The sequence below is a fragment of the Cellulosimicrobium sp. EB106-03-01-XG111 genome (assembly GCF_058792115.1).
Map to the genome: position 1 here is coordinate 57078 of NZ_JBYTEQ010000007.1, position 15142 is coordinate 72219.

A 15142-nucleotide genomic window follows, 5' to 3' on the forward strand; every position below is an offset into this window, starting at 1 on the left:
CACCGACCGAGAGCTCATGCCATGAACGCCACCCCCGGCCCGACGAGCGGGCGCCCGGGCACCCGCTCCGGCCGCACCGCCCGCGGCGGGCGCCCGGGCGCACCCCGCGCGGGGTCGGCCCTCGCCGGGCTGCTCCGCCCCCTCGCCGCACCCCTCGCGCGGGTCACCGCTCCGGTCGGGCGCGCTCTCGCGCCCGCCGCGCGGGCGGTCCGGCCCGTGACGTCCGCCGTCAGCCCGTTCGGCTGGGCCGCGCTCGTCGTCACGGTCGCGAGCTGGTGGGCGGGGCTCGCGCTGTCCTGGCTCGAGCTGCTCGTCGTGGCGGTCCTGCTCACCGTCGCGCTGCTCGCGGCCGTGGCGTTCGTCCTCGGGCGCTTCCGGTACGCCGTCGTGCTCGACCTCGCGCAGCAGCGCGTCACGGTGGGGGACCGCGCGGTGGGCCGGCTCGACGTCCGCAACGACTCGGCCCGCCCGCTGCTCCCGTCGGTCATGGAGCTGCCCGTGGGGCAGGGCATGGCGACGTTCCCCGTGCCGCGCCTGCGCCCGCAGGCGAGCCACGAGGAGATCTTCACCGTGCCGACCCACCGGCGGTCGGTCATCTCCGTCGGCCCGGTGCGCTCGGTGCGGGCCGACCCGCTCGGGCTCCTGCGCCGCGAGGTCGTGTGGACCGAGCCGGAGGAGCTCTTCGTCCACCCGCGGGTCAAGAACCTGTCCGGCTCGTCGACCGGCTTCCTCAAGGACCTCGAGGGCCGCGTGACCACCGACATCTCGAACTCCGACGTCTCGTTCCACGCGCTGCGCGACTACGTGCCCGGTGACGACCGCCGCCACATCCACTGGAAGACGACGGCCCGCACGGGCCAGCTCATGGTCCGCCAGTTCGAGGAGACGCGGCGCTCGCACCTCGCGGTGCTGCTCTCGACGCGGGCCGAGGACTACGCGCACGACGACGAGTTCGAGCTCGCCGTGAGCGCGTGCGGGTCGCTCGGGCTCCAGGCGATCAAGGAGGACCGCGGCGTCACCGTCCTCGTCAACGACGGCAACCTGCGCGGCGACCACCGCACGCGCCTCCTCGACGACCTCGCGCGCGTGGAGACGCAGTCGCAGCGGACGTCGCTCGTCGACGTCGCGCGCGTCGCGGGCCTGACGATCACGGACGCGTCGGTGGTGGCGTTCATCGTCGGGAGCCGGGTCACCCCGACGGAGCTCCGCGCGGCGTCGGCGCGCCTGCCGCAGGACGTGCGCGTCATGGCGATCCAGTGCGTGCCCGGCGCGTCCCTCAGCCGGCACGCCATCGCGGAGCTCGTCGTCCTCACCATCGGCGAGCTCGGCGAGCTCCCCCTCGCCCTGCGGAGGCTGAACGACTGATGAGCGCTCCCAGCACCACGACGCGCGGTTCGCGCCGCGCCACGCCGGTCGGCACCCCGGCGCCCTCGTCCGGCACGTCGCAGCGGAACACCACCCGGCTGCGGGGCGCCGACACCCCGCGCGCCCTCACGGTGCTCGGCGCCGTCGACGCGCTCGCGCTCGTCCTCGTCCTCGGCGCCACGGTCGTCGGGTTCGGCCCCGTCTGGGGTTCCTCGGGCTACCTGCTCCCCGCGGCGGGCGGCGCCGTCGTCGGTCTCGGGGTCGCGTGGCTCGGCGCCTGGCGGCGCTGGGCGGCCTACACCGTGCTCCCGGTCGCGGTCCTCGCGTACCTCCTCCTGGGCGGCGTGCTCGCCCTGCCCGCCGACGCGATCGGCGGCGTGCTCCCGTCGCTCGCGACGATCTCCGACCTCGCGCGGGGGGCGGTGACGGGCTGGAAGGAGTTCGTCACGACGGTCCCGCCGCTGCACTCGTTCCCGCACCTCGCGGTCGTCCCGTACCTCCTCATGCTCGTCACGGGGCTCCTCGCGGGCACGATCGCGTGGCGCGCGCGCCGCGCCGCGTGGGCGCTCGTGCCGGTGGCCGTCGCGTTCGTGGGGGTCATCCTGCTCGGGACCGTCATCGCGGCCTACCCGGTCGTGCAGGGCCTCGTCCTCGGCGGCGTCGGCCTGCTCTGGGCGGGGTGGCGCGTCACCGCCGCGCGCCTCGGCGCGCACCAGATCACGACGGAGGCGAGCCGCGCCGCGACCCGCCGCCTGTGGTGGCACCGCGTGCGCACCGGTGCCGCGATGCTCGTCGTCGGGGGCGTCGCGGCGGCCTTCGCGGCCCCGGCGCTCCTGCCCGACGACCCGCGCACGGTCCTGCGCGAGACGGTCGTCCCGCCGCTCGACCTGCACCAGTACGTCAGCCCGCTCACGGCGTTCCGCAAGTACGCCAAGGACATGCGCGAGGACGAGCTGTTCACCGTGCGGGGCCTGCCCCCGGGCGCGAAGGTCCGCCTCGCCGCGCTCGACACGTACAACGGCGTCGTCTACGACGTCTCGAGCGGCCTGCCCGGCTCGGGCGTCTACACGCGTGCGGGCCAGGAGATCGCGACGGTCGCACCCGGCACGCCGACGCGCCTCGACGTCCAGGTCGGCGACTACACCGGGGTGTGGGTGCCCGACGTCGGCCGGCTCGCGGGCATCACGTACACCGGCGAGCGGGCCCGTGAGCTCGGCGACACCACGTACTACAACTCCACGACCGGGACGGCGCTGTCGACCGCCGGGCTGCGCCCGGGCGACACCTACACGCTCGACGCGCTCGTCACGGCCGAGCCGACCGAGGACGACCTCCGAGCGGGGGCGATCGACCAGTCCGTGCAGGTCCCCGCCGCGCCGAAGGGGGTGCTGCCCGCGTCGCTCGCGGGCAAGGCCGCGCAGTTCATGGGCGAGGAGACCGAGCCGGTCGACCAGCTCTTCGCGCTGCGCGACGGCCTCGTCGCGAGCGGCATCTTCTCGAGCGGGCTGGACACGCAGCCGCCGTCGCGGCCGGGCCACTCGGCGGAGCGGATCGACACGCTGCTCGCCGACGAGGAGATGGTGGGCGACGACGAGCAGTTCGCCGTCGCGCTCGCCCTCATGGCCAACCAGGCCGGCATCCCCGCGCGCGTCGTCATGGGCTTCTACCCCGACCTGGAGAAGAACCCGCTCGAGCCGGGCGAGCCGTACACCGCGACCGGGACCGACGTGCACGCGTGGGCCGAGGTGCCGTTCGTCGGGCACGGCTGGGTGCCGATCACGGCGATCCCGGACGAGGACAACAAGATCCAGCCGGAGCCGAAGAGCCTCCAGGTGCCCAAGCCCCCGATCCTCGAGGACCCGGAGCCGCCGGAGGAGCCCGCCGAGGCCGAGGCCGGGAAGATCGACGACGAGGAGAAGGAGAAGGCGGACAGCGACGGGTTCGACTGGGGCCAGGCCGTCCTCATCGGCGTCGCCGTGGTCGTGCCCCTCGCGCTGCTCGCGCTGCCGATCGTGCTCGTGCTCGCCTACAAGGCGCGGCGCCGGGCCCGGCGCCGCACCGCGGAACGCCCCGTCGACCGCGTGAGCGGCGGCTGGCGCGAGGTGCTCGACGCCGCGACCGACCTCGGGACGCCCGTCCCCGCCGGCTCGACGCGCCGCGAGGGCGCGGGGGTGCTCGCGCAGGCGTACGGCGCCACGGCGACCATCCCGCTCGCGCACCGCGCGGACGCGACCGTCTTCGGCACGGGGGAGCCGACGGAGCAGGAGATCGAGGCGTTCTGGGCGGACGTCGACTCCGTCGTCGGAGGGCTACGCTCCTCCGTGAACCGTCGCGCTCGCGTGCGTGCCGCGCTCTCGCTGCGGTCCGTGCGCGCGGGCGGCGGTTCCGCGGGCCTGCGCCGGTGGCTGCCCGGCCGCCGCGCCGGCGCGCGGGGTGGCGCGGTGCCCCCGGCGGCAGGGTCGTCGTCGGGGCCGTCGAGACGACAGGGAGACGAGTCATGAGCGACGTGACGTGCCCCGCCTGCGGGTCCGCGCAGTCCCCGGGAGCCGCGTTCTGCGCGGTGTGCGGGCAGCCCTTCCCGCGGACGGGCCGGCCCCTCGCCGCACCGGCGTCCGGCCCGGTCGGCGGGGTCCAGGCCGTCGCCGGCCGCGGGGGCCCCGGTGGCCCGGAGCTGCCGTACGCCGCTGTCGCGCACGCGGCCCCGGACACGACGACCGAGCCCGAGGTCTACGCGGCGACGCAGAAGGCCTTCGCCCCGGTCTCGACCGGGGCGTCGCCGTCGTCCCTCGCGGGCGCGCCGTTCGCCGGGACCGGCCGCCGCTTCCTCGCGTACGTCGTCGACGCAGCCGTGCCGGCCGTCGTCGCGCTCGTGGTCCTCGTGGCCGGACTCGCGGTCGTGGGCGCGCCGCTGGGCAGCGTGCAGACGGTGACCCAGGACGAGGCCGCCGCGCTGCTCGGCAAGATCCTCGTGGTCTACGTCGTGGCCGCGGTGCTCGCGCTCGCGTGGTGGGTCGGGGTGTGGTTCTGGGAGGGCTCGACGGGCAAGACGCTCGGCAACCTCGCGACCGGCATCCGCACGGTGGACGCGGGCACGCGCGGTCCGGTCGGGTTCGGGCGCGCGGCGCTGCGGTGGATCATCGTCGGGGTCGTGCCGCTGGGCGGGATCCTCGTCGTGCTGCTCAGCCCGCGCTTCGACTCCTCGGGCCGGTCGCAGGGCTGGCACGACAAGGCGGGCCGGTCGCTCGTGCTCGACGTGCGCGGCGTCGCCCCCGCGTCCTCGGGGTACGACGGCGTCGCCTCGCTGGTGGCGGGCGGCCCGGGAGCGTACGGCGGCCCGGCCGCCCCCGCCGGGTACCCCGCCGTCCCGGGCGGCCCGGCGGCGTCGTACCCGGTGCCCGACGCCGGGCGCCCGCCCGCCCCGTCGCCCGCGACCCCCGCCGCGTCGTTCGCGCCGCCGTCTGCCGCCTCGCCCGCCCGTCCCGGCGAGCCGTCCGCGGCGGTGCCGACGGCGTCCGCCCCCGTGCCGGACCCGTGGGCCTTCCCGTCCACGCCCGCGCCCGCCCAGGGCGGCCTCATCACGGGCGTCCCCGGCGTCGGAGGCGGTGCCTCCGCCCCGCCGCCCGCACCCGCACCCGCACCCGCACCCGCACCTGCCCCGGCACCGACGCCCGCGCCGGTGCCCGCGTCCGCCCCGGCGGCTGCCGCCGCACCGGCGGTCCCCGAGGCCGCCGAGCCCGAGTGGGACAGCACCCGGATGTCCGCGCGCGACGTGCGCGCGATGGACCCCGCGCCGGACGTGTCCGTCGTCCTCGAGCTCGAGTCGGGGGAGCGGCGCACCGTCGACCGTCCGACCCTCGTCGGCCGCAACCCGCAGGCGCCCGACGACGGCCCGTGGACGCTCGTCGCGGTCGACGACCCGACGCGCTCCGTCTCCAAGACGCACGCCGAGCTGCGCGTCGACCCGAGCGGCCTGTGGCTCACCGACCGCGGCTCGACGAACGGCACCGTCGTCTCGGTGCCCGGATCACCGCCCCGCGTCGCCGAGCCCGGGACGCGCGTGCGCGTCCCCGTCGGCGCGACCATCCACGTGGGCGACCGTCGCCTCGTCGTCCACCCGGGAGTCTCGTGACCACCGACCAGCCCGCCGAGGTGCACCTGGCCTGGGGCGCGGCGTCGCACCGCGGCGCCCGCCGCCTCCTCAACGAGGACCGCTTCCTCGCCGCGCGCTCCGTGTTCTTCGTCGCCGACGGCATGGGCGGGCACGAGGCGGGCGAGGTCGCGAGCGCGACGGCCGTCGAGGCGCTGCGCCCGCTCGCCGACCTCGAGGTCGTCACGCCCGAGGAGGTGCGGACCCGGATCGCGGTCGCGCAGGAGAACGTGCAGGCGATCGTCACCGAGCCGGGCCGCGGCGCCGGCACGACCGTCACGGGCGTCGTCGTCTCCGAGCAGGACGGCAACCCGTACTGGCTCGTCGTCAACGTCGGCGACTCACGGACCTACCACCTGGCGGGCGGTCGGCTGGAGCAGGTGAGCGTGGACCACTCCGAGGTGCAGGAGATGGTCGACGCCGGTCTCCTCACCCCGATCGAGGCGCTCACGCACCCGCGGCGGCACGTCGTCACGCGCGCGCTCGGCTCGCGCAACGCCCCGCAGGCCGACTTCTGGTACCTGCCCATCGAGCGGCACGACCGCGTGCTCGTCTGCTCCGACGGCCTCACCGGCGAGCTGTCCGACGAGCGGATCGCGGAGGTCCTGCTCGCCACGCCGGACCCGCAGGCCGCCGCCGAGCGGCTGGTCCACGAGGCCATCGCCGCCGGTGGCCGGGATAACATCACAGTCGTCGTCGTCGACGCGACGGGCGTGTCCGACGACACGAGCGGCGGGAGCACGACACCGCGGGACCAGGCGGGGGCGCCGGGTCCGGTCGTCGACGAGGACACGCTGCCCAGGGATGTTCGTCTGCAGATCGGGGGTCTGACGTGACGCTGCGCTACGTCACCGGAACGGCACGCACCGTGGTGCGCGGGGGCGCGGTCGTCGTGCTGCCCGCACCGGTGGAGCCCTCGCTCGTCGAGCAGGTGTGGGACCAGCTCGGCACCGACGCGGGCGTGGTCGAGGTCCTCCAGGTCCTCACGGGCGCGTTCGGGTCGAGCCTGCGCACCGTGCCCCCGTTCGTCGTCGCGGTCGTCACCGGCCGCCGCGTCCACGTGGCCGCGCGCGGCCGCCTCTCCGTCACGCTCGAGCTCGACGGCGGCGACCGCGTCCAGGTCGAGGGCGAGGGCGTCACCACCTGGTCTGAGCGGGTCCTGGACGACGTCGTCGAGCTGCTCGTCCAGGCCGACGCGGGCGTCGTGCCTGTCGAGCCCGCCGCGCCCGGCGGGCCGCTCCTCGGGGATGCGCTCTCCGTGCCGCTCGAGTCGGGCGTGGTGCTCGCGGCCGCGGTCGCGTGGCCGCTCGTCGAGCGCCCCGAGCAGCCCGCCACGACCGGCAGCGAGGACCGGGGCAGCGACGACCTCGGTCCCGACGCCGGAGCCGACGGCCGCCCGCTCGCCGCCCCGGAGACGGGTGGGGCCGACCGCCCCGAGCCGCTCGCGGGACCGGGCGCACACCACTCCGCGGCGGAGACCGCGACGCTCGCCGAGGCGCCCGCGGCGCCGTCGGCGACGACGGTCCTCGGCGGGCTCGGGGCGACGCTCCGGCTCCCGGAGGAGACGATCGCGCCGCAGCCCGACGTCGTCGAGCCGGCGCCCGTCGCGGAGCCGGCCGCGCCGGTCTCCGAGGCGCCGCCGGAGGAGGACGACGACTACGCCCACCTGTGGGGCTCCACCATCCTGCGGACCGTCGAGGACGCCGCGGTCCGCGCCGCGGAGGACGAGGAGACGGACGAGGCCGACGAGCCCGCGCCGTCCGCCTCGGTCCCGCCCGCGCCCCCGGCCGTCCCCGCCCCGCCCGCGGAGGAGGCACCCGTGCCGGCCCCGCCGCCCGCGCCGGACGGCCTCATCGCGGGCGTCCCGCGCGAGTGGACGGGCGCGACGCCCGCCGCCGCGCACCGGGCGGCGACCGTCACGCCCGACGACGAGCCCGCGCAGGACGCGCCCGTCGCCGGTCTCGACCACGACGGCCACACCGTGCTCTCGTCGGCGATCGCCGACCTGCGCGCGGCGGCCCAGGAGCCCGCGGCTGAGGACGCGCCCGTGCCGCCCCCGGTCCCGTCCTTCAGCCCGCCGCCCGCGCCGGGGCAGCAGCAGATCCTCGCGCGCACGTGCCCCGAGGGGCACGCGAACCCGCCGTCGCGCGACACGTGCGCCGTGTGCGAGGCACCGCTCGACGGCGACGCCGAGCTCGCCGTGCGCCCGCCGCTCGGCCGGGTCGTGGTCTCGACGGGCCAGACGCTCGAGCTCGACCGTCCCGTCGTCGTGGGCCGCCGCCCGCGCTCGCCGCGCACCCAGGCGGCGGAACTGCCGCGCCTCGTCACGGTGCCGAGCCCGCAGCAGGACATCTCGCGCTCGCACCTGGAGATCACGCTCGAGGGCTGGCACGTCCTCGTCAGCGACATGGCGACGACGAACGGGACCACGCTCCTGCGCGGCGGCCAGCCGCCGCGGCGCCTGCACCCGTCCGAGCCGGTCCTCGTCGTCGACGGCGACGTCGCCGACCTGGGCGACGGCGTGACCCTGCGGTTCGAGGGGATCCGGTGAGCAGCAAGCGCGCACCGTCCCCACCACCGGAGATCCGCGGTTTCGAGTACGTCTCGCTCATCGGCTCGGGCGGGTTCTCGGACGTCTTCCTGTACCAGCAGCAGCGCCCGCGCCGCCGCGTCGCGGTGAAGGTGCTGCTGCACGAGTGGTCGAGCCACTCGCAGCGCGCGGCGTTCGACGCCGAGGCCGACCTCATGGCGACGCTCTCGACGCACCCGTCGATCGTCACGATGTACGAGGCGGACATCGCGGACGACGGCCGCCCGTACCTGGCGATGGAGTACTGCTCGCGGCCCAACCTCGGGGCGCGCTACCGCACCGAGCGGCTCCCGGTCGCGGAGGCGCTGCGCACGGCCGTCCAGATCGCCGGTGCGGTGGAGACGGCGCACCGCGCCGGGATCCTGCACCGCGACATCAAGCCCGCGAACATCCTCGTCACCGAGTACGGGCACCCCGCGCTCACGGACTTCGGCATCTCGTCCACGGTCGACGACGCCGCGCGCGCGGAGGGAATGTCGATCCCGTGGTCCCCGCCGGAGTCGTTCGCGGAGCCCCCGCGCAGCGGCATCGCGACGGACGTCTGGGCGCTCGCCGCGACGACGTACACGCTGCTCGCCGGGCGCACCCCGTTCGAGGTGCCCGGGGGGTCGAACTCGAGCGCGAACCTCATCTCGCGCATCGAGGGCTCGCCGCTGCCCCCGACGGGCCGCACCGACGTCCCGGCCTCGCTCGAGCGCGTGCTCGCGACCGCGATGGCGAAGAGCCCGGCGTCGCGCTACCCGACGGTCCTCGCGTTCGCGCGCGCCCTCCAGCAGGTCCAGAACGAGCTGTCGTACGCGGTGACGCCGATCGACCTGCTCGACGACTCGGGCCACGTCCAGGAGGAGGAGCCGGACGACGACGCCGGCACGCGCCTGCGCCAGGTCGTCTCCATCGACCCGTCGGGGACCGGGACGTCCGCGGGCCCCGTGGCGCCCGGCCGTCCCACGCAGCCGACCACCCCGCTGCACACCGCCCCGCCCGGTGCGTGGCCGGGGCAGACCGTCGCCCCGGGCACCGCGCCCGCGCAGCCGGGGCCGTACCGCCCCCAGGTGCCCTACGCGCCCGCCTCGTGGGACCAGGGGCCGGCGGCGGGGACGTCCGGCACCGTGCCGACGACCGCCGTCGGGCAGGGTGGTGCGCCCGTCGCGGAGCTCACGGACCCCTCGCGGCTGTACCCCGGGCCACGGCGTCCCGGCGGTTGGGGCGCTCCGCCCGTCGAGGACACCGTGCACCGGACCGCCGGGCCGGACCACGCGCCCGACGACGCGTCCCCGCAGGAGCAGCGCTCCGGCCGGGGTGCGCTCTGGGCGACGGTCGCGGGCGTCGTCGGCGTCGCGGTCGCCGTCGGGGGGTTCTTCCTCCTGCGCCCCGACGCGACGCCGGACGACACGGAGACCACCGCGGGCGGCGAGAGCTCGGCCGCGCCCGACGACGACTTCGTCCCGTCGGACAACCTCGGTGACCTCGTGCCCCCGGTGAACGACCTCGTCGGCACCTACGACCCGGCGCGCGAGGTCGCGACGTTCACGTGGGCCTACGACTCGGACAAGGCGCTCGAGGACGACTCCTTCTGGTGGCGCAAGATCGACCCGATCGAGGAGACGCCGTTCAAGGAGAACTTCGACAAGACGTCGGTCGAGCTCCGGGCCAAGCCCGGCGAGCAGGTCTGCATCGAGGTCATCGTCGACCGGGACGGCAAGGTCTCGGCCGCGCCGCAGAAGACGTGCGTCACGGGGGAGGCGGCATGAGCGAGCTGGCGGTCGAGTTCTGCGGCGAGTGGTTCCGCCCGTCCACCGACGGCGACCCGTTCGACATCGGGCGGGACGGGGACCTCGCGATCGAGGACAACCCGTACCTGCACCGACGCTTCCTGCGCATCGCGCACGAGGGCGGCATCTGGTGGCTCGCCAACGTGGGGTCGCTCATCTCCGCGACGGTGTGCGACTCGGGCGGCGGCGTCCAGTCGTGGCTCTCGCCGGGCAACCGCCTGCCCATCGTCTTCCCGACGACGTCGATCGTGTTCACCGCGGGGCCGACGACGTACGAGATCACCGCGCAGCTGCGCGGCGCGCCCTACCAGGAGATCCGCTCGGAGGACCCGGAGGCGGGCGGCGCGACGACCATCGGCATGATCACGTTCACGACGAGCCAGAAGCAGCTCATCGTGGCGCTCGCCGAGCCGATGCTGCGGCGCGACGGCACGGGCCTGTCGGAGATCCCGTCGTCCGCCGCGGCGGCCGCCCGGCTCGGCTGGGCGACGACGCGCTTCAACCGCAAGCTCGACAACGTGTGCGACAAGCTCGACCGGATCGGCGTCAAGGGCCTGCGCGGCGGGCCCGGCGCGCTCGCGACGAACCGCCGCGCGCGGCTCGTCGAGTACGCCGTGGCGTCGCGCCTCGTGACGGCGGCCGACCTGCCCCTGCTCGACCTGACCGACGACGGCTGAGCCCGCCCGCTCCTGCGAGCGCGCGCCGCGCGTTCCGGTCGGTCGCGCCCGTCGACCGCTCGCCGTCCGCCGCTGACCACCCGGACCCGAACGAGGAACTCCCGTGCGAATCAAGCTCACGCTGCACCGCCCCGACGCCAGCACGACGAACGTCGCCGTCACGGCCGACGCGACGGCGTCGGTGCGCGACGTCGCCGAGGCGCTGTTCGCGGGCGACCCGACGCGCGCAGGCACCGCCGTCCCGGACCGGCTCACGCTGCAGGTCGGGACGTCGCCGTCGGGCAGCGGCCAGGGTCGCGTGCTGTCGCCGACGAGCGACCTCGTCGAGGCGGGGCTGCGCTCGGGGTCGACCGTCTCGATCGTGCGGGTCTCCGAGCAGTTCGACTCGCCGGGCCAGGACCGCGGAGCCGCCGTCGCCGTGCTGCGCGTGCTGGAGGGCCCCGACGCGGGCCGCGAGTTCTCGCTTCCGGTCGGCACGAGCTACCTCGGGCGCGACCGCAACATGGACATCCGCCTGAGCGACCCCCAGGTGTCGAAGCGGCACGCGCGCATCACGGTCGGCGAGACGATCGAGATCACGGACACGAACTCCGCGAACGGCCTGGTCATGGGCGGCCAGCGGATGCTGCGCTCGACGCTCACGTCCGCGGACACGGTGACGATCGGGACGACCGTGGTCTCGGTCGTCGCGCTGCACCGCACGACGAGCCTCGCGCCCACGAGCCCGGTCGTGGAGTTCAACCGGTCCCCGCGCGTCGTGGCCCGCTTCCCCGAGCGCAAGCTCAAGGCGCCCAAGCCGCCGCAGCCGCCCGAGCCGCAGCGGTTCCCCTACCTGGCGATGGTCGCGCCGCTCCTCATGGGCGTGATCCTCTACTCCGTCACGCGCAACGTCCTGTCGATCGTCTTCATCGGGCTCAGCCCGATCCTCATGCTCGGCAACTACCTCGACCAGAAGGTGCAGGCGCGGCGCAAGCTCAAGGCGCAGCGCGAGCAGTTCGAGGCCGCCGTCGTCGCGATGCGCGACACGATCGACCGCACGCACGCGGTCGAGCGCGCGGTGCGGCTCTCCGAGGCGCCGTCGGTCGCCGACACGGTCGACGCGGTCCGCCGTCTCGGCGGCCTGCTGTGGACGCACCGCCCGGAGCACGACGCGTTCCTCTCCGTCCGGATCGGGCTCGGCTCCGCGCCCGCGCGCACGCAGCTCGAGCAGCCGAGCGAGAACAACACGCTGCCGGAGTTCTGGAACGAGCTCGAGAAGCTGCACACGCAGTGCGCCACGATCTCCGGCGTCCCCGTCGTCGCGCCGCTGCGGACCGTCGGCGCGCTCGGCGTCGCGGGGGCGGGCGCCGCGGTCGACGCCGTCGCGCGCGGCGTGCTGGTCCAGCTCGCGGGCCTGCACTCGCCGTCGGAGCTCGTGCTCGCGGCGGTGACGTCGCAGCGCTCGCGCGCGGACTGGGAGTGGCTCGAGTGGCTCCCGCACACCGGGTCGGCCCACAGCCCGCTGGGCGGCGAGCACCTCGCCGACAACCCGGGTGCCGCGCAGTCGCTCCTGTCCCAGCTCGAGGACCTCGTCGAGCTGCGCGGCGCCGACCTCGGCACGCACGCCGAGCTGCGCGGGCCGATCGACCCCGAGGAGGGGGAGGACACCCCCAAGCCGGTCCTGCCGACCGTCGTCGTGCTCGTCGAGGACGACGCCCCGGTCGACCGCTCGCGCCTCACGCGCCTCGTCGAGCGCGGCGCGGACGCCGGCGTGCACGTCGTGTGGGTCGCGCCCTCCGTCGAGCAGCTCCCGGCCGCGTGCCGCACGTTCGTGCTCGTGGACAGCGCGGACACCGCCGACACCGCCGGCCCGGGGGGCACCGCCGGCGCGACGAGCGGCGAGGTCCGCGTCGGGCGCCTGACGTTCCCCGTGGCGTGCGAGACGGTCGACCTCGCGACGGCGCACGAGGTCGCGCGCATCCTGGCTCCGGTGGTCGACGTCGGCGCGCCCGTCGACGACGACTCGGACCTCCCGCGCTCGGTCTCCTACCTCGCGCTCGCGGGCACGGCGCTCGCGGAGGACCCGAGCCGACTCATCGACGCGTGGCGCGAGAACGGGTCGCTCACTCCGCGCGACGGGTCCCCGCCGGTGCGGCGCTCCGTCCCGACCAACCTCCGCGGCCTCGTCGGCCACTCCGGCACGGAGCCGCTCTACCTCGACCTGCGCACGCAGGGCCCGCACGCGCTCGTGGGCGGGACGACGGGCGCGGGCAAGTCCGAGTTCCTCCAGTCGTGGGTGCTCGGCATGGCCGCGGCGCACAGCCCGGACCGCGTGACGTTCCTCTTCGTCGACTACAAGGGCGGCGCCGCGTTCGCGGACTGCGTGAACCTGCCGCACACGGTGGGGCTCGTCACCGACCTCTCGCCCCACCTCGTGCGCCGGGCGCTCACGTCGCTGCGCGCCGAGCTGCGCTACCGCGAGCACCTGCTCAACCGGAAGAAGGCCAAGGACCTCGCGTCCCTCGAGCGCACGGGCGACCCCGACGCGCCGCCGAGCCTGCTCATCGTCGTCGACGAGTTCGCGGCGCTGGTCAACGAGGTCCCCGAGTTCGTGGACGGCGTCGTGGACGTCGCCCAGCGCGGCCGGTCCCTCGGGCTGCACCTCATCCTCGCCACGCAGCGTCCCGCGGGCGTCATCAAGGACAACCTGCGCGCCAACACGAACCTGCGCGTCGCGCTGCGCATGGCCGACGAGGACGACTCGACGGACATCCTCGGCATCCCCATGGCGGCGCACTTCGACCCGTCGATCCCGGGCCGCGGCGCCGTGAAGACCGGCCCCGGTCGCATCACGCCGTTCCAGACCGGCTACGCGGGCGGCTGGACGACGTCGCGTCCCGAGCGCCCCCGCATCGACGTGCAGGAGATGTCGTTCGGCACCGGCGTGCGCTGGGAGCTCCCGGAACCCGAGGTCGAGGAGGTCACCGACCCGGGCCCCAACGACATCGCGCGCGTCGTCGCGACGATCTCCCGGGCCGCGACCGAGGCCGCGGTCCCGATGCCGCGCAAGCCGTGGCTCGCCGAGCTCGCGCCGACGTACGACCTCGCGCGCCTGCCGAACCCGCGCACGGACACGATGCTGCTGCTCGGCGTCGAGGACGACCCGAAGTCGCAGGCCCAGCCGACGGTGTTCTACGAGCCCGACCGCGACGGCAACATGGCGATCTACGGCACGGGCGGGTCGGGCAAGAGCGCCACGCTGCGGACGATCGCTGTCTCGGCCGCCATCACCGCGCGCGGCGGCCCCGTCCAGGTGTACGCGATCGACGCGGGCGCGAGCGGCCTGCGGATGCTCGAGGACCTGCCGCACGTCGGCGCCGTCATCTCGGGCGACGACGAGGAGCGCGTCCAGCGCCTCCTGCGCACCCTGCGCGACCTCGTCGACGAGCGGTCCGCCCGGTACGCCGCCGTCCGCGCCGGCAGCCTGGACGAGTACCGTCGGCTCGCGAACGCGCCCGACGAGCCGCGCATCCTGCTCCTGGTCGACGGCATCGGCGCGTTCCGCGAGTCGTACGAGTTCCGGCCCGCGCACGCGTTCCCCGTGTGGGGTGCCTTCACGGCCGTCGCGACCGACGGGCGCCAGGTCGGCGTCCACGTCGTCGTCGCGGGCGACCGCGCGGCCTCGGTCCCGACGTCGCTCGGCTCGACGATCCAGAAGCGGCTCGTGCTGCGCCTCGCGAGCGAGGACGACTACCTGACGCTCGGCGTCCCGAAGGACGTGCTGTCGCTGACGTCCCCGCCCGGGCGCGGCGTCCTGGACGAGAACGAGGTCCAGGTCGCGGTGCTCGGCGGCGACCCGAACGTCGCGCTCCAGGCGCGCGAGCTCGGCAAGCTCCGCGACGCGATGACGCGGCTCGGCATCCCGCAGGCGCCGGGCGTGGAGCGGCTGCCGGACGGCTTCGCGCTCGAGTCGCTGCCCGAGGTCACGGGCGGGCGTCCGACGATCGGTCTCGACGACCTCGACATCGCGCCCGTCGGGCTCCCCGCGCGCGGCACGTTCATGCTCTCGGGCCCTCCCGGGGGCGGACGCACGACGGCGCTCGTCACCATCGCGCAGGCCGTGCGCCGGGCGCGTGCGGGCCGGGTCGTCTACCTCTCGCCGCGCCGCACGAGCATCTCGGCGCTCGACGCGTGGGACACCGTCGCGACGTCGCCCGAGGAGGTCGTGACGCTCCTCGAGACGCTCACGCAGGCGATCGAGAGCGGGTCGCTGCGCCCGGGCACGCTCACCGTGCTCATCGAGTCGGTCACCGAGCTCACCGGCACCCCCGCCGAGCAGCCCCTCGTCGCGTTCGTGCGGGCCGCCACGCGGGCCGAGCAGCTCGTCGTGGGCGAGGCGGAGTCCTCGACGTGGGGCCAGGCGTGGGCGATCGCGCAGCCGTTCAAGGCGGGGCGCACCGGTCTGCTCCTGACGCCCGGCGACCTCGACGGCGACACGCTGCTCGGGACGGGCCTGGGCCGGATCCGCCGCGCGGACTTCCCGCCGGGACGCGGCTTCCTCGTGGTCTCGGGGAGGGCGCGCAAGCTGCACGTCGCGCTCCCGCGGTAGCGA

8 protein-coding genes are annotated in these 15142 nt (G+C 75.8%); all 8 read left to right on the plus strand.

Annotated elements, in window-relative coordinates; genetic code table 11:
• Positions 1-21: 21 nt before the first annotated feature.
• The 8 genes from AC3WT4_RS08455 (at position 22) to AC3WT4_RS08490 (ending at position 15139) form a co-directional block, all read left to right on the plus strand.
• Complete coding sequence (locus AC3WT4_RS08455; RefSeq protein WP_257418809.1) at positions 22-1365, plus strand: DUF58 domain-containing protein; 1344 nt, start codon at positions 22-24, stop codon at positions 1363-1365.
• Positions 1365-3866: a transglutaminase-like domain-containing protein gene (locus tag AC3WT4_RS08460; protein ID WP_492315230.1), complete on the plus strand. Its 2502-nt coding sequence runs from the start codon at positions 1365-1367 to the stop codon at positions 3864-3866. Before AC3WT4_RS08455 ends, AC3WT4_RS08460 begins: the two co-directional genes overlap by 1 nt.
• Positions 3863-5494, plus strand: a complete 1632-nt coding sequence (locus AC3WT4_RS08465) for an RDD family protein (RefSeq protein WP_492315231.1) — start codon at positions 3863-3865, stop codon at positions 5492-5494. The genes AC3WT4_RS08460 and AC3WT4_RS08465 overlap by 4 nt, the downstream gene beginning before the upstream one ends.
• Positions 5491-6348 carry a PP2C family protein-serine/threonine phosphatase gene (locus AC3WT4_RS08470; RefSeq protein WP_074808841.1) on the plus strand — a complete coding sequence of 286 codons (858 nt, stop codon included), beginning with the start codon at positions 5491-5493 and terminating at the stop codon, positions 6346-6348. Before AC3WT4_RS08465 ends, AC3WT4_RS08470 begins: the two co-directional genes overlap by 4 nt.
• Positions 6345-8063, plus strand: a complete 1719-nt coding sequence (locus tag AC3WT4_RS08475) for an FHA domain-containing protein (RefSeq protein WP_492315232.1) — start codon at positions 6345-6347, stop codon at positions 8061-8063. The genes AC3WT4_RS08470 and AC3WT4_RS08475 overlap by 4 nt, the downstream gene beginning before the upstream one ends.
• Positions 8060-9853, plus strand: a complete 1794-nt coding sequence (locus tag AC3WT4_RS08480) for a serine/threonine-protein kinase (RefSeq protein WP_492315233.1) — start codon at positions 8060-8062, stop codon at positions 9851-9853. Before AC3WT4_RS08475 ends, AC3WT4_RS08480 begins: the two co-directional genes overlap by 4 nt.
• Positions 9850-10551, plus strand: a complete 702-nt coding sequence (locus tag AC3WT4_RS08485) for a hypothetical protein (RefSeq protein ID WP_043654136.1) — start codon at positions 9850-9852, stop codon at positions 10549-10551. Before AC3WT4_RS08480 ends, AC3WT4_RS08485 begins: the two co-directional genes overlap by 4 nt.
• Before the next feature lie 103 nt (positions 10552-10654).
• Positions 10655-15139: a type VII secretion EssC family protein gene (locus AC3WT4_RS08490; protein ID WP_108049211.1), complete on the plus strand. Its 4485-nt coding sequence runs from the start codon at positions 10655-10657 to the stop codon at positions 15137-15139.
• The last annotated feature ends 3 nt before the right edge of the window (positions 15140-15142 follow it).

Bases quoted from the DNA above. Each gene is read 5' to 3' on its own strand.
- AC3WT4_RS08455 (WP_257418809.1), top strand. From the start codon at position 22: ATGAACGCCACCCCCGGCCCGACGAGCGGGCGCCCGGGCACCCGCTCC.
- AC3WT4_RS08460 (WP_492315230.1), top strand. From the start codon at position 1,365: ATGAGCGCTCCCAGCACCACGACGCGCGGTTCGCGCCGCGCCACGCCG.
- AC3WT4_RS08465 (WP_492315231.1), top strand. From the start codon at position 3,863: ATGAGCGACGTGACGTGCCCCGCCTGCGGGTCCGCGCAGTCCCCGGGA.
- AC3WT4_RS08485 (WP_043654136.1), top strand. From the start codon at position 9,850: ATGAGCGAGCTGGCGGTCGAGTTCTGCGGCGAGTGGTTCCGCCCGTCC.